Genomic DNA, 26,015 nt, shown 5'->3' with positions numbered 1-26,015 from the left:
ATATCGGTTTTTTTAATCTGAACAATAAAATAAAAGGGCGTTAGCCCTTTTATTTTAGATATGAATCAAAAATAACTAATTAGAAGTTATATTCGATACCTGTACCTACAACAGTTTGCTTGTCATCGTCATTCAACCAGTCGCGTTTTTGTTGAGCAACGATGCCGTAGAAACGAGCTTGCTTGTTGATTTGGTAATCAAGACCTAAACCGTACAAGTCGATTTTACGATCTGATTGACCACTTACTTGTGTTTCAGCTGAAGCATATTCTGCTTTCACTTTAAGTTTAGTGTTAGGAATTTTATAAGCAGCTGTTACTGCATATGCTTGTTCCTCTAAACCGCGGTAAGCTTTACCAGCTTTATCGATTGAACCATCTGATTTATATGATTGACCATATGCAGTCAATTCATCAGTAGGTTCAGCATGTTGCCATAAAGCACCTACAACAAAACCTGATTTTGCGATGTCATAAGAACCAGTTACACGGTAAGCATCTGTATAAACATCTTTCAAACCGTAAGCAGCATATTTACCTTTAATACCAAAGTCACCAGCAGCAGCTACTGCTAAACCAAGGTCTTTATTTTCATAACCAAGCGCAGTAGACACAGAGTCAAAGCTGTCATTCTTACTGTCTTTACCAGTTTCACCTTGTTTGCTGTCAGAGGTGCTTTCACCAGTTTGAGCCATAATGTTGAAAGTTAAACCAGCTAATAATTTTGGATCTAATTCAAAACCAACTACGTTATCTAAGCGGTTTTCACCGTACATGATATTGGTAATATCTAAACGTGTATCGTCATTAAAGATGTCTTGGTTACCACCAGCAGCAGTTTTAAAGTAAGAGTCGTATTTACCTACTTTTAAAGTACCAACACCTTCAGTTTTTAAACCGATGAAACGGTTACGAGCGCTAAGGTCAGTATCAGAACCTGAACCATCAGTAGAAATTGCCCATTCAGCTAAATAAACAGCAGATAATTTGTCAGTTAATTTCTCTTCGCCTTTTACCCCAATGCGAGAAGAGTTTGAGTTAACTTCGGTAACATCACTTTTACCATCGAAATTTTTATTATCAACTTGGTTAATAGAAACATTTAGTTTGCCATACAAAGTTGGCGCTGCTTGCACCGCGTTTATGCTCAAAGTTGCAACTGCGGCAGCGAGTAGCAATTTCTTCATTGAGATTTCTCCAAAAGGTATTTAAAAATGGCGTATGCCTAGTTAACTATTTATTTTGTAGTTGACTTATGTACAAAAAGTTACAAAAGCTCACCAACTTGCTAAGCAGTATCGGCAAACTTTGTGACAGAGGCGTGAAAAATAAATGACAGTTTTATGACGATTAAAATTTAGAAATAAATTAATTATTTTAGGTTTTTATATTTTTTAGACGAAAAAAAGCGGAGTCAAAACTCCGCTTTAATATTTTAAAAATCAAAGAGCTGCTTTAATTTTCTCAGCTAAAGCTTTAATTTTTTCTTGATCGCCTAATTCTACAGCATGTCTTCCAAGTTGATGCACATTTGTAGGAATAAGGTGAAAATGAACATGCGGAACAGTTTGTCCTGCTCCTGCTCCAGAAAGTTGCATCAAGACAATACCTTCTAAATTGAAGGCTTTTTCCATTGCTTTCGCAATTTTCTGAACAATTTGGATGGTATATGAGGCTGCTTCTGGGGGTAAATCAAGCAGGGTTACAGCAGGTGTTTTTGGAATAACTAATGTATGACCATCGGCTTGAGGCATAATATCCATAAAAGCTAGAACTTGATCATCTTCATAGATTTTTATCGCTGGAAGTTCATTGCGTAAAATTTTTGCGAAGATATTTTGATCATCGTATGCCATGTATTAGTCCTTTAAAATTATTTACATTTCAATTCTTTCTGACGCTCTTTAATAGCATCAAGACGTTGTTGCTCTTTGTCAGAAAACTTTGGTTTTGTCGTATGACAGTTTTCATTACCATATTTTTCTTTAGCATCAGGATCTTTAAAACAAAAGCCTTTTGATGCATAAATCAAATTATAGTCGTCTTGCAATTTCTGACATTCTTGCTCAGGCGTTGCAGCTTGAACGCTTAAACCAGCCATGCTCACCATGCCAGTAAAGACTGCAACCATAAATTTATTCATGAGCGTTTCCTCAGTTAAAGGTATGAACCTGTACTCAATATAAGGTTTATTACCAATATTTCAATGATTATTAATTACTCAAATGTCATTTTGGGTGATAATTTGTTCATAAAACAAATAAAAACTTTAGATATCAATAATTTATAAAAATCAAATAAAAACATAAACTTAAGAGAAATTATATATATTTTTTTAGAATTTGATTCTTTTTAATTCACTTTTAACTTTCATTGGCAATATAAAAATATGCTTCTGATTGAGGTAATCAGATATAAAAAATTTTAGAAAAAGATGAGAACTTATAGCCTATTCCATTTGCTAAATAGACAGATGAAGTTTGAAATTAGGTCAATGAAAAAGGGGATAAGCAATGACATCATCAAAAACACAAAACGTGATAATTATCACAGTTTGTGTTTTTAGGATTAAGTGGAATTCACTGGGCCCATTTTAATTTAGACGGAAATGGGCTTTTTCTTTTAAGCTGTAAAATATTAATAGGCCAAAAGTAATCTTATTTTACACTTCAAGTGAAAGATGTATTGATTTTGCATGTTTTAACTTCTATTATATAGTCCTTAAATTGCTGCGTTTGATAGTTTTTTGTTTTTGTAGCCCATTTCTAAAATTGAGATGGGTTTTTTTTATTTAAGTTATTTCGAAATATATTAATTTAGCCTCACTATTGAGAGTTGTAATTAGCTATATGTTTAATTAATGTGATGCATTTCGCATACAACTTTCACTTTTACTATGGTGGTTACTTTTTAGTCTAACCTACTTACATATAGCAATGTTATATTCATCATACTTCCTTAAAGGATCTGATTATTTATCGGAGACAGGATTAAAAGGAAATAGAGAATGTCACAGTTTTTACTCGTTGCTGAAAGAGTTTATAAAAAATCTGAAGAAGAAAAGCTTTTCTCAGAGGATATTATTGAGCACTTGAATCGCTTAGTTAGTATGATCCGACAAGAGATAAAAGATACTTCATATAAATTAAAATATAACTTTATTGATTTCGAAGAATGTTTAAATAAGCCAGCCAATGAATGTTCAGCCAAACTCGATATCAGTTTAATGCCAACATATAAAAATAAAGGAGAATATATTATGTGGTTGGCTAGTTTTATTGAAAAAATAACATTAGGAGGAAGAGAAAAGTTTCCACCACTTACTAATACTTTGCTTCCCAGCTGTATGCTTGCCAATCCTTATTCAGCAAAAATGGAACAAGCTAAGGTTGTATCCGAAAAAAGTGCGCAAATGATTGTAAATTATTTTAGATCCTCAGATTATAAAAAGGTTAATAAAGTACCTACGTAGTATAAAAATAATAATCTTTCAGTTGCTTAGTGATTCCATATATACAAAAAATTTCGTAATGAATGAAATGAGTTTGCATGTTTAAGGTTTCATAGTATTTCTTAGTGAGCCTATTAAAATTAAGTTTAATAGGCAGCCCTCTAAAAGATTAAATTTACTCTAATGTAATCTTTGTCCACGCTTCATACATTTTAACTGCCGCAGAGAAGTCACTGTTATCTTCAGCAGTTAAGTGAGCAGCTTGGATTAAACTTTGCGTTAAAGACAAAAGCGGGGCAGGAAGCTTTGCTTGCTTGACTAAATCCAAAGCAATTCCTGTGTCTTTGGCAAGAAGAGGTAAGCCAAAGGTTATTGGAAATTCACGACTCAATACACGCTGTGGGAAGATAGTCTCTGTTACCAGACTTTTACCACTTGAAGCGTTAATGCACTCTAAAGCTTCGTTCAAGCTTACCCCATGCGCTTTTAAAGCACTGAAACCTTCTGCAACAGACCAAAGATTAACCGCGAGTAGCATATTATTAACTGCTTTTACTGCAAATCCAGCGCCAGACTCACCGACATGTTTAATTAATTTTCCTACCGCTTGTAGAGCTGGTAATGCGCGTTCGAAAACTGCTGCATCACCACCCACCATTACAGTCAGAGTTGCATTTTCAGCTCCTACGGTTTGACCGCTTACTGGAGCATCCAGAAAATCAACATTTAATTGCTTTAATGAGCTAGCTAATGCAAGGGCAGAGTCCGGAACCCCGCTGGTACAGTCTATCCAGATTGCTCCAGATTTAATTTCTACATTGCTAATTAGCGTTTCTACATCAGTGCTTGTCGGTAAGCATGAAAAGATAATATCTGCTTGTACAGCTTGCTCTAATGAGACAGCCTTAGTGCCATAGTCTGCTGCATGTTGTTTGGCTTTTTCAAAATTTCGATTCCATACATAGACAGTATCGAAGTGTTTTGGTAAATGCGCTGCCATACGGTAGCCCATTGCACCCAGACCAATAAATGCAACAGATTGACTCATGACCTTATCCTTAAATTTGTGTTGAACGTTCGGCGAGCCATCCAGCCAGTTTCGGCCAAAACTCCAGAGCACTTGCTTGACTCGACATTAGGCCTAAATGACCACCGGGGATGAGAGTAAACGTGACATCCTGACTGCTTGTCAATTGACTTAATGGCGAAGCAGCGTCAGCAGTGACCAATTGATCACTACGACCCGCGCCAACTAAGAGAGAACAATCTATATTTTTTAATTCGATTTTCTTATCTTTTAACTGAATAAAGCCACGTTTTAACGGATTTTGTAGCCAGACATTAAACAACATGTCCTGATTAATACCACCCGGATAGTCAATCATATTATTTAAAAAGTTACTTAGGGTGGCATGCTCTTGTACAAATTGCAGGTCATCAAGATTCTTTAGCAATTGCACATGTCCATCTAACCAACCTTTAGGATCAAGAATTTTGAAACCTAGTGAATTTAAAATTCCGGGACTGTGGATCAGACGTTTTGGCAATCCAGAGTAAATACGTTCCTGAATTTTCTTATTGCGACTAATCAACTGATTTATGGTTTGATAGAGCTTACCAATATGGCCAGATGCATAACTATCTATTGGACTACCAAGAACAATTAAATTTTTAATATGATTGGGTTGGTTCAGAGCAGCATATAAAGTAACGAATATGCCTGCCATACTCCAGCCATGGAGCGAGATTTGCTCACTTCCTGAATGTGCACGAACGAGTTCTATTGCTTTTGGAATGAAATCTTCAATAAATGATAAAAAGTTAAGATATCTATCTTTAAACTTTAAGCGTCCCCAATCGACCAAATAGACATCAAAACCTGCATTTTGAAAGTATTTAATAAGAGAACGATAAGGATATAAATCATAAATCGCCATATTAATTGCGAGTGGGGCAACAAAGACTAATGGTTCTTTAAATTTTTTTTGTGTTGCTGCGTAATAACGAATACGGGTTTGATTGAATTCGCCAATCACCTCAAAGGGGGTACTTTGTGATAGTACTAATGTTTTTGAATGAAATAGTCGGGCAGAAAGGTGCTTGATTTGGCTTTGTTCTGAGACAAGGGACTTTAAGCGTTTCATCTTGCTTTACCAACTATTTACTAAAATTAAATAAAGTCTAAGCGATAATTTTAATGTTTACCTTGACCTTAAATACCTTAGACACTCAAAATGATGATAGTTTTTTAGTACATGACCAGTAAAGGCGAACATTTAATGAACCAGTCTGATGATTTAGAATACCAACTTGATACTTTAGCCATTCGTACCGGACATACTCGTAGTTTTGAAGGTGAGCATGGCGAACCGATTTTTTTGACATCATCTTTTGTATATGAAAATGCAGAAGAAGCTGCAGCAAAATTTTCTGGTCAAGTTCAAGGAAATATCTATTCTCGTTTTACCAATCCGACTGTATCGATGTTCGAAAAACGCTTAGCGGCTTTAGATGGTGCTGAACGTGCTGTTGCGACAAGCTCTGGAATGGGCGCGATTTTGTCAGTTACTATGGCATATCTCAAAGCGGGTGATCATGTTATTTGCTCAAGAGCAGTTTTTGGTTCAGTTGTTGCCTTGTTTGAAAAATATATTGCCAAGTTTGGTGTAGATATTACATTTGTCGATTTATGTGATTTGGACGATTGGAAAAAAGCAGTACGTCCAGAAACTAAACTTTTATTTGTTGAGTCGCCGTCTAATCCTCTAGCTGAGATCGCAGATATTCAAGCGCTTGCAGATATTGCTCATGTGAATGGCGCATTACTTGCGGTTGATAACAGCTTCTGTACGCCTGTTTTACAGCAACCATTAAAGTTTGGGGCAGACCTTGTCATTTACTCTGCGACTAAATATTTAGATGGACAAGGGCGCGCACTAGGCGGTGCTGTTGTCGGTAATCATCAGTTATTAGAAGAAGTTTTTGGTGTTGTCCGTACGCTTGGACCATCAATGAGTCCATTTAATGCATGGGTTTTCTTAAAAGGTTTAGAGACTTTACGTTTGCGTATGAAGGCACACTGTGAGAGTGCTCAAATTCTTGCAGAATGGTTATCTACTCATGAAAAAGTAGAAAAAGTTTACTACGCTGGTTTACCAGCTCATGAAGGCCATGAACTTGCGGCTAAACAGCAAACAGGTTTTGGTGGGATTGTTTCTTTCGTTGTTAAAGGCGAACGTGAAGGTGCTTGGAAGGTTATTGATAATACTAAGTTTATTTCGATTACTGGTAACCTAGGTGATGTGAAGTCAACAATTACCCATCCTGCAACGACTACACATGGCAAACTTTCTGCTGATGCGAAAGCTGCGGCCGGTATTCAAGAGGGGTTAATCCGCGTATCTGTAGGCTTAGAAGATATTAATGACATTATTCGTGATATCTCACGTGGTCTTGATCTGATTTAATTATCCTTATCGAAATAATTCTTTTGGGTTATTTTTTCATGAAACCATCTCTTTAATTGAGATGGTTTTTATATTTAAATGTTACTCAAATTTCAGAATTACAATAAAAAAACTACATTTTTGTTTAAATGAGGGGTAAGAGTACAAGGTATAAAGACTGTAAATTTAATTAAAAGAAATGTGAGTTTTAAAATGCTTAAGCCTATTGCTATTGTCGTTGTAGTGGGGGTAATCGGGGTAGTTGGATACAAATTGCTGACGAAACCGAGTCAGCACCCAGTGAATGAGACAACTTTATTGATCAACAATGCAGAGAAGTCTGTTCAAGAAGCAGATAAATCTATTCAAGAAGCAAATACCTCCTTTAAGAAAGTTCCCTTAAGTGAATATAAAACAATTGATAAAGGTCTACAGGCATCTCAATAGTGCTATGAGTTTTTACAAGACTTTAATGTATGCCATCTAAATATTTAGGAAGTGTACCTAAGTATGAGCATGTTACTCATGTCGCTACGTAAAATAGAGCTAGAGATACTGATAGAAAACATTAGCCTATTGTGTCAGAATTACGGATTAATTTGAGTTCAATGCACTAATCTGTATGTATTTTAATCGCATAGGTTGGTTCAATGAGATTAAGTTTTTATAAAGTATTACCAGATAACGCATAATACTTTAAAGATTTGATAGAGATACGGAGTAAAGTTATGAATATCAATATGCTCATGCAGCAAGCGCAGCGCATGCAAAAAGATATGGAAACAAATATAAAAAAGGCGAAAGAAGAGCTTGCTCAAACTGAAGTTCATGCAGAAGCTGGTGGCGGTTTGGTTAAAGTAACTATGACTGGGCGCTATCTTGTAAAACGTATCGAAATTAACCCTGAATTACTTCAAGATGAACCAGATATGATTGAAGATTTGATTGCTGCAGCGGTAAATGATGCTGTACGTCAAGCAGAAGTTATTTCTGAAGAAAAAATGCAAAAAGCGAATTCTGGTATGGGCTTGCCACCTGGCTTAGCGGGCATGTTCTAAGGAAATTCTGTGTTTAGCGATAGATTTGAACAACTCGTTCAAGCTTTACGTATATTGCCTAGCGTTGGTCCGAAATCGGCTCAACGTATGGCATTACATCTTTTGATGAAAAATCGAGAAGGTGCGTTTGCATTAGCCCATGCTTTACATGAAGCTTCAAGTTATATTCATGAGTGCAGCGTTTGCCATTCTTTAACTGAACATGAAATTTGTGATATTTGCGCCTCAACTGAGCGAGAAGATCAACTATTGTGTGTGGTTGAATCACCAGCAGATGTAATGGCGATTGAGCAAAGCGGAAGTTTCCGTGGTAAATACCATGTTTTAGGTGGGCATCTATCACCTTTAGATGGTATTGGTCCAGAAGAAATTGGTATTCCTTATCTGATTCAGCGTTTAAGCCAAGGCAAAATTGAAGAAGTGATTCTGGCAACAAATGCGACTGTAGAGGGACAGGCAACCGCTCATTATTTGGTAGAAGCGACTAAGCATTTACCTATACAAATGACACGTATTGCTCAAGGTGTACCGCAAGGTGGTGAACTTGAGTATGTAGATAGCCATACCTTAAGTCAGGCAGTTCATAATCGTATGAGAATGAAATAAGCATTTCGATGCTTGTTTCATTGATGTCATATAAAATTGAATTAGATTTATTAATTTAGTTATAAAAGATGAATGTTATTTTGTCTTTAATTAAAAAAGTTTAAATAAAATATGAAAGCCCATAAGAATGAAAAAGATCTTATAGATTTTAAACAATGAATATTTGGAGTTAACTTTAAAAATATAAATAAAAGATCAAAAAGTTATCTATTTTCGAAAAATTGTTCAAAAATAGAGTATTCATAAAGGTTTAAGTGGTAATTTCCTACTTCTATGTTATATATACCAGAGTTCTAAGCACTCTTTGCATTTACTTGAGAAAGCATGTTTCAGTTTATCCAACAGCAAACCGATTTGGTTGATGTTCTTCAAAAAATGGATCAATGTTCGATATATGGACTTGATACAGAATTTATTAAGGTTGACACACTCTGGCCTAAACTTGGAGTATGCCAAGTTAATGTAAATGGCGATGTCTATCTGTTGGATGGTGTTTCATTAGATCTAAGTCAGTTTTGGAAAAAAATATTTCTCGCTCAGCAGAACATTTTTCATGCATGCGGGGAAGACATTGATTTAATCTATCATTACGCTGATCAAGAAGATCTGCTTAATGTGTTTGATACTCAAGTGGGCCTTTCTTTCTTAGGCCATGGGCTGCAAGTAAGTTACCAAGGTGCATTGAAGCTTTGTCTCGACATTGACATTGAAAAAGATCAAACAAGATCTGATTGGTTAGCTCGGCCTTTATCGCCTCAGCAACTTTGTTATGCGGCAAATGATGTTCTATATATAATGAAGTTAGCGCATCATATTCAAGAACAGCTTAAGCAGAAAGGGCTTTATGACTATGTTCTTGAAGATTGTAGTAGTTTAACTAAAGAAATTATTAGTGAAACGCCGACTGAGTTGCTTTATACAGATGTTGGTAATTATCGTCATTCGCGCCGTCAATTGATGCAACTGCAAAATTTAAGTGAATGGCGCGAATACATTGTTAAAGCAACGAATCAGCCACGCAGTTTTATTCTTAGAAACTCGACCATGATTGATATGGTTGAAAAGAATCCACGTAATAGTTTTCAACTCTCGCAAGTTAAAGATATTCGCCCAAATGTAGTTCGTGAATATGGAAAAACTATTTTAGAATTACTTAAAGATTTACCGATTGAAAGTGAATGGCCAACAAGAATTGCCAAACCTTTTAAAGTAACATCTAAAGAAACTTTGCATAAAATGGATATGGTACTTGCCCATGCAATAAGTGAGACGTCTATTCCTAAAGAAGTATTGCTTAGAAAGAAATGGCTAAATGCAATTCATCAACATGTTCTTTCTCAAGGGGATGAACAAGATTTGCCTGATTATCTTTTGGGTTGGCGTTACGAGCTATTAACTCAACCATTAATTCAGTTATTTCAAGAAGAAAAACAAAGTCTATCCATTTAAAATGATGTGACAGTTAAAATTTAAAAGCTCATCTTCGTGATGGGCTTTTTTAATGAACAGTAATGAATAATTTAAATTGAGTAGTTTTTATTTATAAATAATAGATATTCAATATTAATAGTTAATAAAGTAAATGTTTATGTTAGCTATATTAAATAATTAACCTTATTAAAAAGCTAGTAAAGTGATGGGTTGAAGTAATTTTAATTTGTAAAATTGATAATGAATTAAATTAACTTCTTCAATGAGAAAAATTCAATTGATTAAACATACAGGTCTGTATATTCTTGGTTGTAAGAAAAACAATTTCAATATAAATAATATATAACTATAAGTTTGTTTCGGTGCAGAAATAAAAAAGCCAACCCAATTGGGTTGGCTTTTTATTTTTAATCATACAATTCAGTTAAAAAGTCAGTAGGTTATTAAATTTTAAAAATTAAGGACTCATATTTTACGAACTTTCTGTATATGAAGCGGAAAGTTCAGCTACGAGTTTCTCTGCTTTTTGAAAAGCATTTTCTAAAGATTTTAGATGTCGTGCATCTCCAAATTCTTGATATTCTGAAGCAATTTCATAAACTTTCTCTACGCCTAAATATTTGCTGAGCGTGCGAAGGTGAGGTACAAGATGATTCATGTGATGGCGGATGCCTTCTTTCTCAAAACCAAACTCTCCACTAGAGGTGATAATGATTAAAATTTTTCCAGATAGAAGCGGTTGTAAAGGAAAGTCTCCTCGAGCAAGATCAAAATCAAATGTTTTATTAATCCGAATAATTTGGTCGAACCATGCTTTAAGTTGAGCAGGCATACCATAATTGTACATAGGGGAAGAAATTAAAATGATATCTGAACTCGAAACTTCCGCGATTAACTGATCTGATATAGATAAAACATCACATTGAGCTTGAGTTCTTTTATTTTCAGGTGTAAATACAGCATCAATCCAGTCTTGAGTAATAAATGGTGGCGGATTCATTCCTACATCACGATAGATATATTCATCTATAGGCAGTTGCTTTTTCCATGAGCTGACTAATCGACTGGCAATATTTTTAGAAATCGAATTATGGTTTGGATTGGGGTTAATTGCAGCTCTTACACTAGCATCTATATGTAATATTTTACTCATCATAAATTCCAAAAAAGTTAAGGTTTAATTTATTTTGAGTTTTAAAAGATAAGTAGACAAACGAGAAAATTACATTTATAGATGAGTTTAGTTCACCTATAAATGTAATTTTGGAGAAAGCATGCAAGTCTCTTTGCAAGCACTTAAGGCATTTGAATCAGCCGCTCGATTGGGGAGTTTTAAATTGGCTGCTGAAGAACTTTCATTAACACCGACTGCGATTTCACATCATATTACTAATCTAGAAAGCAGATTAAATGTTGATTTGTTTCATCGACAAGTAAGAAAAATAACGCTTACAACCATCGGAGAGAGACTTGCTGGGGCAATTTCTGAAGGGTTTCGTAAAATTGAAGATGCATTAGATGAAATAACAGTAAATGGAAATGTAGTGAGAGTGGCTAGTACGTCTTCACTCGCTGCAATGCTGTTAATTCCTTCAATAAATGAATTTTATCAATTGCACCCCGATATCTCAGTTGAATTCTCTACAGGCGAAGCTTTAGAAAGTCATTTATATACATTGCCTATTCGATATGGTGATGTATCTTCAGTACCAGCTAAAGATGTCCTTAAATATGAGTCTTTTAATGTATTTGGTGCATCTAAACTTGCTCTGACCAAAGATGCGAGTGAGCCAATAACGTTATTTACCACAGAATGGAAAAATAAAGCATTACCAAGTCCACCATTAGACACATGGCTTGAGGTGAATGGATGGGACCAAAAGAAGGTGATAATTAAGAAATTTGATCAGGAAATTTTTGGCATACATGAGGCTTTATCTGCCAATGGATTAGTATTTTGTTCTGCTACACTTACCCATAGGTTCGTTAAGGCGAATCTCTTACAGGAGTTTAAAACCAAACCCATTCAATCAGAGCTGTGTTACTACATTCCAAATAAGGAAGATTTTAAAAATAGAAATGCGAGAAAATTTATTGAATGGGTAGAAAGTTTATTTAACCAATAAACTTATATCTTTGATTGGTTTTAACTACACAACACTAAAACTCATATAGCCTTTTTATGCTATAAACTTAGATAAATTAATAATTAGAGAGATAAATATGCTTAACAACTTTAATGCTGAACAAGCTCGTCAAAATGCTAAAAACTTTAAAATAAATCAAGACGTCATATTGGAAAAAATTTTAACTGGTACTGAGTCTGAATCTAAGGAAGGAAAGCGAAAAGCAACTTTCTGGTTTCCTGTTGATGCTATAAGCCCTGATCATCTTACTCTGGTTGAAGAGGAGCTTAAAAACAGAGGGTTTAATGTCTCAACTGATATTGAGCACTCTGGTACCACGATCACAATTGAAATAAGCTTCTAATTATCGTTGTGTTTTAACCAAACCATCCTTAAAACAAGGGTGGTTTTTTATGCATGATTTTTCGTGATTTAAGGGAAGTAAATATAAATTTATTTACAATTAAATTTATATTAATCAGGATATTATTTGACAGACTCCATCTTCTTCTGTAGCTTTACTTTTTGAGTGGAATATGGATATGAACTTCCAAACAATACTTTTATCTTTCAAAAATCAATCTACTGGTACAGATGCATTTAAAGATTTAAAAAATGCTTGTGAACAGTCTCTTAAAGAATCTCAAAATACAAAAGAAAAAGCAGCCGTCTATTTAATCTATGGTTTTGCGCGTAGCTACGTGATCTTATATGAAGATGAAGCCGTAACGTCTGAATTTGCCAACACCTCTAAGTCTATGCTTATAGACTACATGGAATGTTTAAATGAAGCTCTATTAAGTCAAAATGATAGCGCTATTTTGAATGCCTTAAATCAAGTAAGCGATGACTATATAAAGAGCTCTCGAGTTTTCTAAACACTATTAATTTATTTTTGATGAAAATACTTCTTTAGCCCAAGCTAAAGAAGTATTTAATGTTTGTTTTAGTGAGACTTTTTCTTACCGCCACCATCTTGTTTATTGACAGTAGACCATGCAATTCGTTCAGCTTCTTCTTGAGAATGACCTCTGTCTACTTCACTCTCAACAATATGTTTAGCCTGACGTTTTTGCTTTGCTGTATAAGCTGTTTTATCACCGCGAGGCATAAGTTCATCCTCCACATCTATGATTAAGATACTTAATATTTAAACATGCTAAGAATTTAAACCAGTTAAGTAATGTCTCCCAATGTATATTAAGTGGTTAGAAGTTTTACTTAAATGTGAATTAAAAAGGGTAATACCTCACTTTAATATCATAAATTTCATAATATTAATGTGTGTAAGTATTAAAAATAGATCACAAAAAGTACTCAGTAACGAACATTTTTTCTTTTTTCCTAAAAATTGTTTTTATTTTATTAATGTTGAAAACTATGTTTAATGTTTAAAATCAACTGTTTATTAATTTACTTTGGAAGGTGCTTTTTATCTGGAACAAAGTTATTATCGACCTTAATCAATGTTGTAGGTTAATATTTCCCAAGAATTAAAAAAACGACTGATGCGTAAACAAACCTGCGTGTGTGAGTCGTTTTTTTTCATGTATGCTGTCCTTAGTTCAAGAGTTGATTTGAAATGCACTGTGATATTTATAGATCGAGCAAAAAAGATGAAATGTACATGTATATTGCTCGTCCAAACTATCCTGACGATGCGGAACAAGCTGATCCGTTTGAAAATGTTCCTGAAGCTGTTTTACAAGCGTTTGGTCGTGCAACGTTTGTCATGCATTTAGAATTAGCTCCAACACGTAAATTGGCGCGTGCTAATGTTTTACATGTTTTAGACTCATTACAAACAAAAGGTTTCTTTATTCAGATGCCACCAGAAGGGTTAATTAACCCAAATGCGGTTGAACCAGAGGGCTTACGTGGTGCGTGAAGATCAAACTGGAATAATGAATCAATTATTCTCTTTTTGGGATGTTGTTCCTGAAGGTGTTATTGCTTTAACAGCTTACGGAATAGGCGCTATTATTGCTTTATGGTGTTGGTGGCGATTAATGCGTCGCCTTCCTACAACTTTTGGTGCAATTAGCTGGCTTATTGTATTTGCTATTTTAGTTACCCCAACAGTGTCTGAAGGACCAAATGCATCGGTAGCACCTGCTATTTTTGGACTTCTATTTGGTGTTTTAACCAAAGATAGCCCTCTAATTTGGTCAAATTTATCTTTAATTCTGTTTGTAGTTGGTCTAGGTTTGGTTGTTGGCTATTGTTGGTCAAAATATTCAACAAACAAAAGCATGCGTTCCATCTAACCATTGAAATAGAAAAATAAGGTCTTTACATGTCTGCTGATACCCAACATTTTACCGGTACAGATCAATATATCGCGACTGATAGTCTTAAGCTCGCTGTAAAAGCAGCTCGTGCTTTACAAAAGCCTTTACTCATTAAGGGTGAACCTGGCACGGGTAAAACTTTACTTGCTGAACAAGTAGCACAAAGTTTGGGTTTAAAACTGATCACTTGGCATATCAAATCGACAACCAAAGCGCAGCAAGGGTTGTATGAATATGATGCGGTTTCTCGTTTACGAGACAGCCAGTTGGGTGATGATCGAGTTTACGATATTAAGAACTATATTAAACCCGGTAAACTGTGGGAAGCTTTCACGAGTGAAGAGCGTTGTGTTTTGTTAATTGATGAAATTGACAAAGCCGATATCGAGTTTCCAAATGACTTGCTGCATGAACTCGATAAAATGTCTTTTTATGTTTATGAAACCAATGAAACAATTACGGCAACACAGCGCCCAATTGTAATTATTACTTCGAATAATGAAAAAGAATTACCAGATGCTTTCTTGCGTCGTTGTTTCTTTCATTACATTGAGTTTCCAGATGAAGCTACAATGCGAGAAATCATTGCTGTTCATTTCCCAAATATCTCTGCAACCCTAGTAAACGAAGCTTTACAGGTTTTCTTTAAACTACGTGAAATTCCTAATTTGAAGAAACCACCATCAACCTCTGAGTTAATTGATTGGTTAAGCTTACTCATGGCAGATGATATGCCAGAAGATGTATTACGCAATCGAGATACATCAAAAGCGATTCCACCTTTATATGGTGCGCTGATCAAAAACGAGCAGGATGTGCAACTCCTCGAACGTTTGGCTTTCATGTCTCGACGTTAAAGGAGGGAATAACCCATGTTTGTGCGGTTATTTTACACCTTACGTAAATACGGTGTTCCAGTTACAACTCGTGAACTCATTGACTTAAACCGTGCTGTGAGTGAAGGCTTAGTTTTTGCTGATCAAGAAGAGTTTTATCAACTTGCTAAAACAATTTTAGTTAAAGATGAGCGCTTTTTTGACAAGTTCGATCGTGCCATGAAAGATTACTTTGATGGCATTGAAACTTTTGATCTGGATGAGTTGCTCAAGCAAGTTAATAAGTTACCAAAAGACTGGTTTGATTTAGAACTTCTAGAAAAGCATTTGACTCCTGAACAACGAGCAGAACTCCAAAAAGCAGGTTCCTTAGAAGAACTGATGAAAATGCTGGAAGAGCGGTTACGCGAACAGCATAAAAAACATCAGGGTGGTAACCGCATGGTGGGTACTGGTGGTACTTCACCTTTTGGGGCCTTTGGAGATCATCCAGAGGGCGTCAGAATTGGTGGACCAGGGCGTAAACGTTCGGCAGTTAAAGTCTGGGAACAGCGTAAATACCAAAATCTAGATGACGACCAAGTTCTTGGTACCCGCCAAATGCAAATTGCTTTACGACGTTTACGTAAATTTGCAAGACAAGGTGCTGCCGAAGAGTTAGACGTTGACGGTACAATCCGTGAAACGGCCAAGCAGGGTATTCTTGACGTTCAAATGGTGCCAGAGCGTCGAAATCGAATCAAAGTGCTCATGTTGTTTGATGTAGGCGGTTCAATGGATGCACACATTGCCCAATGTGAAAAGTTATTTAGCGCAGCTAAAACAGAATTTAAAACGCTTGAATACTTTTATTTTCATAACTGTCTCTATGACTATGTTTGGAAAGATAACTACCGAAGAACAGCAACCCGCATGAATACATGGGATCTGTTCCATACTTACGGACGCGACTATCGTGTAATTGTCGTAGGTGATGCCAGTATGGCACCGTATGAGTTGAAATCGGTGGGTGGCTCGGTTGAATATATGAATGATGAAACAGGTGAGGTTTGGTTACGTCGGCTACGTCAACATTTTGATAAAACAGCGTGGTTAAACCCTGAAACAGAAGGGTATTGGCATTACACTCAAACCATTGGTTGGATTAAAGAGATTTTTGAAAATCATATGTATCCAATGACGCTAAAAGGCATTGAGGATTTGACGCGTTACCTTTCTCGATAAGCTTAATAACTTTAATAATTTAAAAAAGAGGGATGATATGCAACATCAAATTAACGGTATTGCTTTGCCGAATGAAGAAGGATTTTTTGGTGAATATGGCGGACAATTCATTCCTCCACATTTAAAAGAAGCAATGGATGAAATTAATGTTGCCTATGAAGAAATTCGCCATACATCTGAATTTCAAAATGAACTATCAGACCTCTTTATAAATTATGTAGGCCGTCCAAGTCCCTTATTTCATGCGAAGCGTTTGTCTGAACAGTTAGGTGGCGCACAAATTTACTTAAAACGTGAAGATTTGAACCACACGGGCGCCCACAAAATTAATCACTGCTTAGGTGAAGCTTTACTTGCTAAATATATGGGCAAAAAGAAAGTTATTGCTGAAACAGGTGCTGGTCAACATGGCGTTGCTTTGGCAACCGCTTGCGCATTAGTAGGCATTCCCTGTGAAATTCATATGGGTCAAGTCGATATCGAAAAAGAACATCCAAATGTGGTCAAAATGAAAATTTTGGGTGCTCATTTGGTGGCAGTTACACGTGGTACAGCAACATTAAAAGATGCTGTAGATAGTGCGTTTGAAGAATATTTAAAAGACCCTAAAAACTTTATATATGCCATTGGTTCTGTTGTGGGCCCACATCCATTTCCTAAAATGGTTCGAGATTTTCAATCTATTATTGGTAATGAAATTAAAGATCAAACGCATCAAAGATTTGGAAAAAGCCCTGATTATGTAGTGGCATGTGTAGGTGGTGGTTCAAATGCAATAGGTGCATTTACTGCATTTTTAAATGACTCAGATGTAAAACTTGTTGGGGTTGAGCCAGCTGGACATGGTTTAGAAACCAATATGCATTCGGCAACGCTAACTTTAGGTAAGCCAAGTCAAATTCATGGTATGGCGTGTTATGTGCTTGAAAATGAGGCGGGTGAACCTTTACCTGTGCATTCTATTGCTTCAGGACTAGACTATCCGGGTGTTGGGCCACAACACAGTTTTTTAAAAGATTTAGGTCGTGTTGAATATAGCACTGCAACTGATCAAGAATGTTTAGATGCTTTTATGACACTTTCTCGTGTTGAAGGCATTGTTCCAGCGCTTGAAAGCTCACACGCTGTTGCATGGGCAATTCGTGAAGCGCCAAAACTGTCGAAAGAAACCATGATTGTGGTGAATCTATCGGGCCGTGGAGATAAAGATTCTGATTATGTTGCCGAAAAGCTTAAGCTTTAAGCCGACTAATCTCCAAAAGCGGTCAGTATTTAAAGGCCGCTTTTTTATTTTAAAAATTTAAATCAATCTCTAGTTAAAAGTTCATTATTTCTTAATTAAAACAAAGTATTCTGATTTTAACGTGTGATTGTTAGAGATCGGCATGTAAAACTCCTGTTCACAAGGCAAAGCGTTGCTTTGCTGTACCTCACTCAGTAGAATAGTCACTTTGCAAAATTTGCCTTTGGAGACGCCTAAGTGGAGCGACCGACGATTAGCCCTGAAAATTTACAGGAAGCGGCTGAAAATTTATCAACAATTCGAGATTTTATTCGTTTTGGGGTATCAGCATTACGTCAACATGATGCACATTTAGGACAAGGTACTGAAGATTATTTTGCAGAAAGCTCTGCATTAGTTTTACAAACCTTATCTCTTGAATGGTCAGCAGACGCAGAAATTCTAGATGCGAAGTTATTACCAAGCGAGAAAGCAGAATTTTTAAGCTTATTGGAACGCCGTATCAATGATCGTATTCCAACATCTTATTTATTAAACCTTGCTTATTTCTTTAATAAACCATTCTATGTAGATGAGCGTGTATTGATTCCACGTTCACCAATTGCAGAATTAATTGAGCAACGTTTTGCACCATATTGTTTAGATGAAAATGGTCAAATGCGCGAAGCTCTCAATAATTTGCCAGAAAATGCAAAGCCTAAAACTCCGCACCGTATTTTAGATATGTGTACAGGTTCTGGATGTATTGCAGTCGCTTTGGCTTATGCTTATCCAGACGCTGAAATAGATGCAACAGACATCTCTAAAGAAGCTTTAGAAGTTGCTTCAATTAATACTGAACACCACAATAAGCAATATCAAGTTGCATTGCTTGAGTCGGATCTATTCGCCAAGATTCCAGCTGAAAATCAGTATGATTTGATTGTAAGTAATCCACCGTACGTTGATGCTGAAGATATGGCCGACTTACCAGAAGAATTTTTACATGAACCTGAACTTGCATTGGCAGCGGGCCAAGATGGTTTAGACTTAGTTCGTAAAATGCTTGCACAAGCGGCAGATTACTTAACTGAAGATGGCCTCATTGTCATTGAAGTAGGTAATTCTGAATGGTCAATGCGTCAGAACTTTAATACGATTGATTTTAACTGGCTCACTTTCCAAAAAGGTGGTTCAGGTATTTTTGCTTTGACTGCTGAACAATGTCGCCGTTATAGAAAACTATTTGAAGAGCAAATATAAGGAGTTGGGCATATGGCAGGGAATAGTATTGGACAACTCTTTCGTGTAACTACTTGTGGTGAGTCTCATGGCGTTGGCTTAATGGCAATTGTTGATGGTGTGCCACCGGGCCTTGCGTTAACCGAAGAAGATCTACAAAAAGATCTAGACCGTCGTAAGCCAGGTACATCAAAATTTGCGACTCAACGCAAAGAGCCTGATCAAGTTGAAATTATTTCAGGTGTATTTGAGGGTAAAACCACTGGTACACCAATCGGTTTATTGATTCGTAATACTGACCAAAAATCGAAAGATTATGGCAATATTGCCCAAACTTTTAGACCTGGCCATGCCGACTATACATATACGCAAAAATACGGTTTCCGTGACTATCGTGGCGGTGGCCGTTCAAGTGCTCGTGAAACTGCTATGCGTGTTGCAGCAGGTGCAATTGCTAAAAAATATTTAGCAGAAAAATTTGGCGTTTTGATTCGTGGTCATGTGACACAAATTGGTAATGAAGTTGCCGAAAAACTGGATTGGAATGAAGTTCCGAATAATCCATTTTTCTGTGGTGATGTCGACGCTGTTTCACGTTTTGAAGCTTTGGTGACTTCTTTACGTGAACAGGGAACAAGCTGTGGGGCTAAGCTAGAAATTTTAGCTGAAAAAGTTCCTGTAGGCTGGGGTGAACCGGTTTTTGACCGTTTAGATGCTGATATTGCTCATGCGATGATGAGTATTAATGCGGTTAAAGGGGTAGAAATTGGTGATGGTTTTGCAGTTGCTGGACAGTTTGGTCATGAAACACGTGACGAATTGACCAGTAATGGCTTTTTAGCGAATCATGCTGGTGGGATTTTGGGTGGTATCTCAAGTGGTCAATCCATTCGAGTTGCTATTGCACTAAAACCAACAGCAAGCATTACGACCCCAGGTAAAACGATTAATTTAAATCGTGAAGATACCGATGTGTTGACTAAAGGCCGTCATGATCCATGCGTAGGCGTACGTGCAACACCGATTGCAGAAGCAATGCTAGCTATTGTTTTAATGGATCACTTCCTACGCCATCGTGCTCAAAATGCAGATGTTATTCCGCCATTTGCGCCAATTGAACCTTAATCATATTTTTTGATTATAGTACATGAAACCCCGTATTTAATTTAAATATGGGGTTTTAAGTTTTTATTACACCGAAGTTTGATTAAATTTTAAATTATTGTCTTGTCTTATAATATTTATATAAATATAATATTCTACGATTTATTTTTGAATATATTCATCTGTAAAAATCAGCAATTAAATATTGTTAATTTTTACTACACCAGATTTTTATATTTATCAAATAAAGTTAATTTAATCAAATTGCTTTTATATAAGCTTACTACATATTTAAATTTTTAATACTTTAAACAAAGAATTTTCAAAGTCATCATTGAAATTGGGGAAATATCAATGAATCAATGCACATATAGAATTGGCTGTATGTCAAAGGATAGGCTATTGCCTAAAAATTTAGAGGCAATGATAAAAGTTATTCATGACTTATCTTTGTCATCTCATCTTTTAGGGAATTGGATATACAGCGAAGACAATCCAGACATACATATTATTGATTTAGATAGCGGTTATACCAATATACTTATTCCCAAAAAAATTAAGATCGTATTAAGTAATAATCCTGAACTTTTAAAAGGCTACCAATATGGTTTGAAGAGACCAATAAGGTATCAGGAGCTTCTCAATATTTTACAAGATATTGAGAAGAATGAATATTTTAAAATAAGTCATCAAGAACGTATAACAAATAATGAGAATATCGTTTCTAAAGATCATTTGGAGACAAAGATTCTTTATAAACTTGTTTGTTATCCAAACTTTAAAAACATTCATGCAGAGCAGATTGTTAATGTTACTAGAGTTTGTGCTTTATTATCTATTGAGTCAAAAACAGCTCAAGAAATTAAGAGGTTTTTGAATTTATCCCTTGATGAAATACAAAAAATTATAGAAATAATAAAAAAAGAAGCTTATCCAAATTATGAAACAATACATGAAAATATTGTTTCGATTTTACCATTTTCGGCTGAAACCATTTCTACTGTGCCGCAGAGAATAGAACAAAATTCATTTTTTTATTTTTTAATTAAATTTTGGAAGAAACTGAAGAGAGGGTTTTAATGAAGTGGAATTTTTCTACATTATATGGATTGGAGCCTATAATTTTTATTATCTAATACAAAAGTTAATTAATTGAAAGTCGCTAAATTTATTAAGTTTATATAAGCCATTTTTAACGGATGGTTTAAAACTTAAATAAAAGAGATTTTCGTATGTAATGATTCTAAATTGTTTTTTAGCTTTGCCACGGATGGAAAAGCTAATTATTTATATTGAGTCATTTCAAATGTAAGTCAGACTTTTTAAGTTAAATCTACAATTTGTTCTTCGTTTACAGCAATCTTATATTGATTACGCCCATTCGTTTTTGCCTTATACAAAGCATGGTCAGCGCGTGCTACGAAAGCAGAAATTGAATCGTTTAGGCGTGGAATCGTGGTTGCCACTCCAACACTAATAGTGACTTGTGGTGAAACATCACTACATGGGTGTTTAATTGCAATTTTATCAATAGCATTCATTAAACGTTCAACCTGAATCAAGGCTTGCTGAGAATTTGTCATTGGAAATAACAGTAAAAATTCTTCGCCACCATAACGAGCAACCAAATCACCACTACGTGCAGCAATAGAGGAAATAGCAATAGCGATTTCTTTTAAGCATTCATCACCCTTTAGATGCCCTAAAGTGTCATTGTAAGCTTTAAAATAGTCGATATCGACCATCATGATGGTAAGGGGTGTTTCATGCCGTAAAGCACGGCGCCATTCGTTATCCAGTGTTTCGTCTAGATAGCGTCGATTGGCTAAACCGGTGAGTGCATCTTGCTGGGAAAGCAAAGATAATTGCTGTGCTTGCTGCATCAGTTCAATGCGATTCAGCTCGATCATGCAGTTTTGTAAGTAGTTTTCTCGATGTTGGCGGTCAGTTGCATAGGCAAGGGTCATTCCCAAGAAGCTACTGAAGGTGTAAGTTCGGTTCAAGAAAGTCCAGTCGATCACCCCATTTAAGTAGTTACTTACCAAAATTCCAACAAGTCCTCCAACCCATCCAGCAAATATGGCGGTATAAAAACGCATACCTACTGCACCATAGATAATTACAATCGCATACATCATCGCCGCATGAAAAAGAACGTTCTCTTGGCCATTTTCTATAACGTTAATTAAAATAAAAGTAATTGCGACTGCTAAAGCTGAGCCAATTCCTACATAATAATCAAAATACTGATTTAATTTTTTAATAAACGATAAAATCCAGGCAAGGAAAATAATTACACCCACCCAAGAATAATAACTAAACCAGGGTAAAACTTGCTCAGTTGGCAATACTTGATATATACCAAAGCTTAAAAATATATATAATATTAAAATAATAGGCGCTCTATAGCGGAACTCATAGGCAGCACCGTTTTGGTATTGAAAACGATAAATCGTTTCAAGCTGCTTTGGAAACCATACGAAATTTAATCCTCGTGTGGTTAATAAATCTATTTGTTCCTGTCCCAATATATTGGAACCCTGCAACTTCATAATTAATGCTCTCTATATTGGAAGTTGTCATAAAATGAGACTTATTTTTAGTAAAGTTCCATCTAAAAATATTGATTATATAATGTGTGATTTATTCAAAATAATAATACAGATTTTTTAAAAAAGTAATGATTTTTATCTGAGTTAAATGTGATAAAAATCACGACATTTCAATGATTAGCGTAACAATTATCTAAAGCATCGCAATCCATCGAAAAAAGTTACAAATGGTCGATTAACGATTGTATCTTTATCATTTTCGGATAGACTTATAGCGTGAAATACAGATGATTGCTGTCATATAAATAGGAAAATTAGCAATGACTGCTCTAAATCAATATGGAATGCATTTAGAAATTACACCGCATAATGGATGGTCACAGCAGTTCTGGGATGACCTGCTACCAGCGAAAGAACGGGTAAGTAAACATCCGTTTTTTTCGGAAATGGCCAATGGGGGATTGAGCCTAAATAGTTTCCGTTATGCTTTACTTAATTTCTATCCATTAGTCGCGCATTTCCCGTCATATATGGCTGGGGCGTTAGGCAAAGCAACAGGGTTTTCTGAACCTGGCGTTACAGAAGCACGAGATTGGTTAATCCAAAATATTAAGGTCGAAGAGCGGCACTTAAAATGGTATCGCGATTGGGCTGGAGGTTTTGGTTTAACTGTAGAAAAGCTTGATAGTGTACGGCCACCAGCTGCGATGAATGCAGTAAACCATTTCTTATGGAATATGAGTCATCGCGGTAATTTGGCAGAGTGTCTTGCTGCAACAAATCTTGCAATTGAATGGGCAACTGGAGACTGGTCTATTCAGGTCTATAAGGGTATTCATGCATACACTGATCATCCTGAAGTAACGATTGATAAACGTTCTTTGGCTTGGTTACGTGCACATGCGCATTATGATGATCTTCATCCTTATGAAGCCATGGAGCTGATTAAGCGTTTATGTAATGATCGTCCTGACTGGCAGCAAAAAGCATTTCATGCTGCTGAAGAAGGGCTGCGTTATTATGAATTAGCTTTAGATGATTGTTATCGGGTGCAGCTTCAAGCTTCTGCTTGATCTCATCTCAATAAAAGGGAGAATATCGGATAAATATTCTCCCTTTTATTTTATTCGAGTAATTTTAAAAGTTTAGTTCGATAAGGTGTTTCTTCTGGTAATAATTCAAGTAAACGTTCAACAGCATCTACACGATCTGGCACACGACTGACCACTCGTAATAGTTGATCAACATCTTCAATTTGATAAATCACATGACTCAAGCGAGCATCAAAGCAATCTCGCCATGCACACAAAAATGGGCTTTCTGATTTAGCTAAAAAACTTCCTCTATAGAGAGTAAGAGTAGTCGATGTGAAGCCTAGGTTTAATGCTTGCTCTGCCATTAAGAAATCACATTGAATTTCACAGTTAAGTTTATAAGGGCGAGACTCGATGACATCGGGGATTAGGTTTCTAAGTTGAGAAAGTTCTGCTTTTAAGGTGGTGGTACTTACTGGTCGATCGCCATATAAAGCATAGTGAAGTTCTTCAAGATTAATTCCCTCAGGACAAAGGGTTAGAATGCACAGAATTTCAATCTGACGTTGAGTCAACGTCAGGCTATGCTGATTATATTGAACTTTAGGAGTACCAAAGGCCTTAATATATAAAATATTTTTCTGATGAAGCTGAATTGCTTGTTTCACAATATCAGCGCATCTTTCAACAGCTAAAAGCCCAAGAGAATTATGTTTTTGATATTTGGTCGACAAATTCATAATGCCATAAAATTGGCCTGTATTTGTATCGGTAATAGGTGCTGCATAGCAGACCCAATCTCTTACACTATTCATTTGGTTTTCGTGTGAGTAAACGCAGTTAGCTGAATGAGTATTTAATGCTAAACCAATTGCATTTTGACCTACTGCCTGAGTTGACCACTGTCCACCTTCCACAAAATGGACTTGCTCTGCCGATGAGCGCATCGGTGTACTACTCCATGTCCAAAGTAGAGTGCCATGGGGGTCGGTCACACCAATTGCCATATCGGCATCTTCGGCAATATGCATTAAATTGCGATGACACTCGTGAATCGAACGACCAAACAACGAATGTTCCCATTCTTCGGTTAGGTCAAATAACGGAGCCGCTTCGAGGTCAACTGGTGGTTTTTTTCCTAATTGTTGAGAATGAGATGACTTTTCTGGCCGGAATAATGACGGCGTGGTATCTAAAAAAGGTGATGATAATTGTTTTGACATATCCATATCGAAATTCCTTTATCATTGAAATGGCGTATCCGTAGCCGCTCAACCGTTATAACTTTCTTATTGTGACTATTTCCTAGTTATCTCCTTACCTTAAATAATTTTATAAGCCTTGACCATTATCCTATTGGATAAGTTTTGTTAATTGCCTGATTTAAGATAAGACATCTTGTCGGCTGAAAGGCTTTGGTACTTCTTCTCCCACATATTGTCGATCAGCAAAGTAGCTAGAACGGACCATAGGCGCACTCCAAATATTTTTAAAACCTAATCGCTTACCGTGTCGCGAGTATCTTTCAAATTCTTGTAAATTTACAAACCGATGAATAGGTGCATGTGACTTTGAAGGCTGTAAGTACTGTCCAATAGTAATAAGGTCTACCTGATAATCTTTTAAGTCGTTCAGTAGAGCAAGCACTTCTGCTTCAATTTCTCCTAATCCAACCATTAAACCAGACTTGGTTTTGATATCGGGACAATATGCTTTAAAGCGTTTTAGTAACTCTAGTGAGTGTTGATAGTCTGAGCCAGGGCGCATCGCTTTATATAAACGCGGAACTGTCTCAATATTATGATTAAACACATCTGGAGGAGATAAGCTCAAAGTCGAAAGCGCTGTCTCTAAACGACCACGAAAATCTGGTACTAAAATCTCAATCAAAGTTTCTGGGCAGCGTTTTCTTATTTCTTCAATGCACTTTACAAAATGTGCAGCACCGCCATCGTGTAGATCATCACGGTCTACAGAGGTAATCACAACATACTTTAAGTTTAGGTTTGCGACTGTTTCTGCCAAATGCTTAGGTTCATCTTCATCTAGCGGTTTTGGGCGACCATGTGCTACATCGCAGAAAGGGCAACGTCTAGTACAGATATCTCCCATAATCATAAATGTTGCCGTACCTCCACCAAAACATTCAGGTAAATTGGGGCATGCTGCTTCTTCGCAAACACTATGTAACTTCTGTTGGCGCAGTAAATTTTTTATGCGCTTGATTTCTTCAAAATCGGTTATTTTGGCTCTAATCCAATCAGGTTTAGTCGGTAACTCTTCTGTAGGTAAAATTTTAATCGGAATGCGAGCGACTTTATCTGCTCCTCTTAATTTTATACCAGTTTCTACTTGTCTTTTAAAATCCATATTCATAATTCCATTTTATTTAA

At 36.0% G+C, this 26,015-nt stretch carries 28 protein-coding genes; 18 read left to right on the top strand and 10 right to left on the bottom strand.

The features are described from left to right. Nucleotides 1–79: 79 nt before the first annotated feature. The 3 genes from QLG01_RS14495 to QLG01_RS14485 form a co-directional block, all read right to left on the bottom strand. On the bottom strand, nt 80–1,186 hold the full coding sequence (locus QLG01_RS14495; RefSeq protein WP_049836563.1) for a porin: 1,107 nt from the start codon (nt 1,184–1,186) through the stop codon (nt 80–82). 255 nt (nt 1,187–1,441) lie between these two features. Beyond that, nucleotides 1,442–1,855 carry an HIT family protein gene (locus QLG01_RS14490; protein WP_282496807.1) on the bottom strand — a complete coding sequence of 138 codons (414 nt, stop codon included), beginning with the start codon at nt 1,853–1,855 and terminating at the stop codon, nt 1,442–1,444. Nucleotides 1,856–1,872: 17 nt separating this feature from the next. Next, nucleotides 1,873–2,142 (bottom strand): YARHG domain-containing protein, encoded by a 270-nt coding sequence (locus QLG01_RS14485; protein WP_005304919.1) that lies wholly within the window; start codon nt 2,140–2,142, stop codon nt 1,873–1,875. 864 nt (nt 2,143–3,006) lie between these two features. On the opposite strand from QLG01_RS14485, the gene QLG01_RS14480 reads away from it, so the two are divergent. Continuing rightward, entirely contained in the window at nt 3,007–3,471 is a 465-nt protein-coding gene (locus tag QLG01_RS14480; protein WP_250374208.1) for a hypothetical protein, read from the top strand. A 154-nt stretch (nt 3,472–3,625) separates the two neighbouring features. On the opposite strand, the gene QLG01_RS14475 is transcribed toward QLG01_RS14480, so the two are convergent. Both QLG01_RS14475 and QLG01_RS14470 read right to left on the bottom strand, forming a co-directional pair. After that, a complete protein-coding gene (locus tag QLG01_RS14475) occupies nt 3,626–4,498 on the bottom strand; it encodes an NAD(P)-dependent oxidoreductase (RefSeq protein ID WP_282496806.1) in 873 nt (290 codons plus the stop codon). 10 nt (nt 4,499–4,508) lie between these two features. Then, on the bottom strand, nt 4,509–5,594 hold the full coding sequence (locus QLG01_RS14470) for an alpha/beta fold hydrolase (RefSeq protein ID WP_282496804.1): 1,086 nt from the start codon (nt 5,592–5,594) through the stop codon (nt 4,509–4,511). A 135-nt stretch (nt 5,595–5,729) separates the two neighbouring features. Between QLG01_RS14470 and QLG01_RS14465 the strand changes: the two genes are divergently transcribed. From QLG01_RS14465 to QLG01_RS14445, 5 genes are all read left to right on the top strand, one after another. Continuing rightward, nucleotides 5,730–6,917: an O-succinylhomoserine sulfhydrylase gene (locus QLG01_RS14465; protein WP_282496803.1), complete on the top strand. Its 1,188-nt coding sequence runs from the start codon at nt 5,730–5,732 to the stop codon at nt 6,915–6,917. A gap of 192 nt (nt 6,918–7,109) precedes the next feature. Beyond that, nucleotides 7,110–7,343, top strand: coding sequence for a hypothetical protein (locus QLG01_RS14460; protein ID WP_013198012.1), 234 nt, complete (start codon nt 7,110–7,112; stop codon nt 7,341–7,343). 281 nt (nt 7,344–7,624) lie between these two features. Further along, complete coding sequence (locus QLG01_RS14455; protein WP_005304937.1) at nt 7,625–7,954, top strand: YbaB/EbfC family nucleoid-associated protein; 330 nt, start codon at nt 7,625–7,627, stop codon at nt 7,952–7,954. A 9-nt stretch (nt 7,955–7,963) separates the two neighbouring features. Further along, entirely contained in the window at nt 7,964–8,560 is a 597-nt protein-coding gene (recR, locus tag QLG01_RS14450; RefSeq protein ID WP_004792557.1) for a recombination mediator RecR, read from the top strand. A gap of 324 nt (nt 8,561–8,884) precedes the next feature. Further along, a complete protein-coding gene (locus QLG01_RS14445) occupies nt 8,885–10,009 on the top strand; it encodes an HRDC domain-containing protein (protein WP_111853826.1) in 1,125 nt (374 codons plus the stop codon). Between the two features lie 454 nt (nt 10,010–10,463). On the opposite strand, the gene QLG01_RS14440 is transcribed toward QLG01_RS14445, so the two are convergent. Beyond that, on the bottom strand, nt 10,464–11,147 hold the full coding sequence (locus QLG01_RS14440; protein ID WP_282496801.1) for an NAD(P)H-dependent oxidoreductase: 684 nt from the start codon (nt 11,145–11,147) through the stop codon (nt 10,464–10,466). A gap of 118 nt (nt 11,148–11,265) precedes the next feature. Between QLG01_RS14440 and QLG01_RS14435 the strand changes: the two genes are divergently transcribed. The 3 genes from QLG01_RS14435 to QLG01_RS14425 all read left to right on the top strand — a co-directional run bounded on the left by QLG01_RS14435 (nt 11,266) and on the right by QLG01_RS14425 (nt 12,995). Continuing rightward, nucleotides 11,266–12,117 (top strand): LysR family transcriptional regulator, encoded by an 852-nt coding sequence (locus QLG01_RS14435; protein ID WP_282496800.1) that lies wholly within the window; start codon nt 11,266–11,268, stop codon nt 12,115–12,117. Nucleotides 12,118–12,214: 97 nt separating this feature from the next. After that, nucleotides 12,215–12,481, top strand: coding sequence for a hypothetical protein (locus tag QLG01_RS14430; protein WP_005304955.1), 267 nt, complete (start codon nt 12,215–12,217; stop codon nt 12,479–12,481). A 178-nt stretch (nt 12,482–12,659) separates the two neighbouring features. Beyond that, entirely contained in the window at nt 12,660–12,995 is a 336-nt protein-coding gene (locus tag QLG01_RS14425; protein ID WP_081402159.1) for a hypothetical protein, read from the top strand. Nucleotides 12,996–13,063: 68 nt separating this feature from the next. Here QLG01_RS14425 and QLG01_RS14420 read toward each other — a convergent pair whose 3' ends face one another. Beyond that, nucleotides 13,064–13,228 (bottom strand): hypothetical protein, encoded by a 165-nt coding sequence (locus QLG01_RS14420; protein ID WP_002113596.1) that lies wholly within the window; start codon nt 13,226–13,228, stop codon nt 13,064–13,066. A 471-nt stretch (nt 13,229–13,699) separates the two neighbouring features. On the opposite strand from QLG01_RS14420, the gene QLG01_RS14415 reads away from it, so the two are divergent. From QLG01_RS14415 to QLG01_RS14380, 8 genes are all read left to right on the top strand, one after another. Then, nucleotides 13,700–14,005: a YcgL domain-containing protein gene (locus tag QLG01_RS14415; protein ID WP_005304960.1), complete on the top strand. Its 306-nt coding sequence runs from the start codon at nt 13,700–13,702 to the stop codon at nt 14,003–14,005. Continuing rightward, nucleotides 13,998–14,384, top strand: coding sequence for a hypothetical protein (locus tag QLG01_RS14410; RefSeq protein WP_282496799.1), 387 nt, complete (start codon nt 13,998–14,000; stop codon nt 14,382–14,384). The genes QLG01_RS14415 and QLG01_RS14410 overlap by 8 nt, the downstream gene beginning before the upstream one ends. Before the next feature lie 29 nt (nt 14,385–14,413). Beyond that, nucleotides 14,414–15,265, top strand: coding sequence for a MoxR family ATPase (locus QLG01_RS14405; protein WP_002113662.1), 852 nt, complete (start codon nt 14,414–14,416; stop codon nt 15,263–15,265). Between the two features lie 15 nt (nt 15,266–15,280). Next, on the top strand, nt 15,281–16,468 hold the full coding sequence (locus QLG01_RS14400) for a VWA domain-containing protein (RefSeq protein WP_151988074.1): 1,188 nt from the start codon (nt 15,281–15,283) through the stop codon (nt 16,466–16,468). 37 nt (nt 16,469–16,505) lie between these two features. After that, on the top strand, nt 16,506–17,711 hold the full coding sequence (gene trpB, locus QLG01_RS14395; RefSeq protein WP_282496798.1) for a tryptophan synthase subunit beta: 1,206 nt from the start codon (nt 16,506–16,508) through the stop codon (nt 17,709–17,711). Between the two features lie 237 nt (nt 17,712–17,948). Further along, nucleotides 17,949–18,953, top strand: coding sequence for a 50S ribosomal protein L3 N(5)-glutamine methyltransferase (gene prmB, locus QLG01_RS14390; RefSeq protein WP_003651622.1), 1,005 nt, complete (start codon nt 17,949–17,951; stop codon nt 18,951–18,953). A 12-nt stretch (nt 18,954–18,965) separates the two neighbouring features. After that, on the top strand, nt 18,966–20,057 hold the full coding sequence (aroC, locus tag QLG01_RS14385; protein WP_282496797.1) for a chorismate synthase: 1,092 nt from the start codon (nt 18,966–18,968) through the stop codon (nt 20,055–20,057). 333 nt (nt 20,058–20,390) lie between these two features. Then, nucleotides 20,391–21,116, top strand: a complete 726-nt coding sequence (locus QLG01_RS14380) for a hypothetical protein (protein WP_004792533.1) — start codon at nt 20,391–20,393, stop codon at nt 21,114–21,116. Nucleotides 21,117–21,358: 242 nt separating this feature from the next. On the opposite strand, the gene QLG01_RS14375 is transcribed toward QLG01_RS14380, so the two are convergent. Then, entirely contained in the window at nt 21,359–22,588 is a 1,230-nt protein-coding gene (locus tag QLG01_RS14375; RefSeq protein ID WP_005304984.1) for a GGDEF domain-containing protein, read from the bottom strand. 320 nt (nt 22,589–22,908) lie between these two features. Between QLG01_RS14375 and QLG01_RS14370 the strand changes: the two genes are divergently transcribed. After that, a complete protein-coding gene (locus QLG01_RS14370; RefSeq protein WP_049836577.1) occupies nt 22,909–23,661 on the top strand; it encodes an iron-containing redox enzyme family protein in 753 nt (250 codons plus the stop codon). 50 nt (nt 23,662–23,711) lie between these two features. On the opposite strand, the gene QLG01_RS14365 is transcribed toward QLG01_RS14370, so the two are convergent. Together QLG01_RS14365 and lipA are read right to left on the bottom strand one after the other, a co-directional pair. Beyond that, complete coding sequence (locus QLG01_RS14365) at nt 23,712–24,851, bottom strand: hypothetical protein (protein WP_013198000.1); 1,140 nt, start codon at nt 24,849–24,851, stop codon at nt 23,712–23,714. Between the two features lie 154 nt (nt 24,852–25,005). Continuing rightward, a complete protein-coding gene (gene lipA / locus QLG01_RS14360) occupies nt 25,006–25,992 on the bottom strand; it encodes a lipoyl synthase (protein WP_282496796.1) in 987 nt (328 codons plus the stop codon). Nucleotides 25,993–26,015 lie beyond the last annotated feature (23 nt).

The organism is Acinetobacter sp. V89_4, assembly GCF_029967875.1.
In the GTDB taxonomy this organism is placed as follows: domain Bacteria; phylum Pseudomonadota; class Gammaproteobacteria; order Pseudomonadales; family Moraxellaceae; genus Acinetobacter; species Acinetobacter oleivorans.
The sequence above is the reverse complement of the archived record's forward strand: the minus strand, read 5'-3'. Positions and strand labels throughout refer to the sequence as shown.

Excerpts from the sequence above, each read along its gene's own strand:
- QLG01_RS14420 (WP_002113596.1), bottom strand. The coding sequence starts at position 13,228 with ATGCCTCGCGGTGATAAAACAGCTTATACAGCAAAGCAAAAACGTCAG.
- QLG01_RS14490 (WP_282496807.1), bottom strand. The coding sequence starts at position 1,855 with ATGGCATACGATGATCAAAATATCTTCGCAAAAATTTTACGCAATGAA.
- QLG01_RS14435 (WP_282496800.1), top strand. The coding sequence starts at position 11,266 with ATGCAAGTCTCTTTGCAAGCACTTAAGGCATTTGAATCAGCCGCTCGA.
- trpB (WP_282496798.1), top strand. The coding sequence starts at position 16,506 with ATGCAACATCAAATTAACGGTATTGCTTTGCCGAATGAAGAAGGATTT.
- QLG01_RS14475 (WP_282496806.1), bottom strand. The coding sequence starts at position 4,498 with ATGAGTCAATCTGTTGCATTTATTGGTCTGGGTGCAATGGGCTACCGT.
- QLG01_RS14465 (WP_282496803.1), top strand. The coding sequence starts at position 5,730 with ATGAACCAGTCTGATGATTTAGAATACCAACTTGATACTTTAGCCATT.
- QLG01_RS14440 (WP_282496801.1), bottom strand. The coding sequence starts at position 11,147 with ATGATGAGTAAAATATTACATATAGATGCTAGTGTAAGAGCTGCAATT.
- QLG01_RS14380 (WP_004792533.1), top strand. The coding sequence starts at position 20,391 with ATGAATCAATGCACATATAGAATTGGCTGTATGTCAAAGGATAGGCTA.
- QLG01_RS14495 (WP_049836563.1), bottom strand. The coding sequence starts at position 1,186 with ATGAAGAAATTGCTACTCGCTGCCGCAGTTGCAACTTTGAGCATAAAC.
- QLG01_RS14400 (WP_151988074.1), top strand. The coding sequence starts at position 15,281 with ATGTTTGTGCGGTTATTTTACACCTTACGTAAATACGGTGTTCCAGTT.
- QLG01_RS14365 (WP_013198000.1), bottom strand. The coding sequence starts at position 24,851 with ATGGATATGTCAAAACAATTATCATCACCTTTTTTAGATACCACGCCG.
- QLG01_RS14405 (WP_002113662.1), top strand. The coding sequence starts at position 14,414 with ATGTCTGCTGATACCCAACATTTTACCGGTACAGATCAATATATCGCG.
- lipA (WP_282496796.1), bottom strand. The coding sequence starts at position 25,992 with ATGGATTTTAAAAGACAAGTAGAAACTGGTATAAAATTAAGAGGAGCA.
- QLG01_RS14375 (WP_005304984.1), bottom strand. The coding sequence starts at position 22,588 with ATGAAGTTGCAGGGTTCCAATATATTGGGACAGGAACAAATAGATTTA.
- QLG01_RS14480 (WP_250374208.1), top strand. The coding sequence starts at position 3,007 with ATGTCACAGTTTTTACTCGTTGCTGAAAGAGTTTATAAAAAATCTGAA.
- QLG01_RS14425 (WP_081402159.1), top strand. The coding sequence starts at position 12,660 with ATGAACTTCCAAACAATACTTTTATCTTTCAAAAATCAATCTACTGGT.
- QLG01_RS14415 (WP_005304960.1), top strand. The coding sequence starts at position 13,700 with ATGCACTGTGATATTTATAGATCGAGCAAAAAAGATGAAATGTACATG.
- QLG01_RS14370 (WP_049836577.1), top strand. The coding sequence starts at position 22,909 with ATGACTGCTCTAAATCAATATGGAATGCATTTAGAAATTACACCGCAT.
- QLG01_RS14445 (WP_111853826.1), top strand. The coding sequence starts at position 8,885 with ATGTTTCAGTTTATCCAACAGCAAACCGATTTGGTTGATGTTCTTCAA.
- QLG01_RS14455 (WP_005304937.1), top strand. The coding sequence starts at position 7,625 with ATGAATATCAATATGCTCATGCAGCAAGCGCAGCGCATGCAAAAAGAT.
- QLG01_RS14430 (WP_005304955.1), top strand. The coding sequence starts at position 12,215 with ATGCTTAACAACTTTAATGCTGAACAAGCTCGTCAAAATGCTAAAAAC.
- QLG01_RS14470 (WP_282496804.1), bottom strand. The coding sequence starts at position 5,594 with ATGAAACGCTTAAAGTCCCTTGTCTCAGAACAAAGCCAAATCAAGCAC.
- QLG01_RS14485 (WP_005304919.1), bottom strand. The coding sequence starts at position 2,142 with ATGAATAAATTTATGGTTGCAGTCTTTACTGGCATGGTGAGCATGGCT.
- aroC (WP_282496797.1), top strand. The coding sequence starts at position 18,966 with ATGGCAGGGAATAGTATTGGACAACTCTTTCGTGTAACTACTTGTGGT.
- QLG01_RS14460 (WP_013198012.1), top strand. The coding sequence starts at position 7,110 with ATGCTTAAGCCTATTGCTATTGTCGTTGTAGTGGGGGTAATCGGGGTA.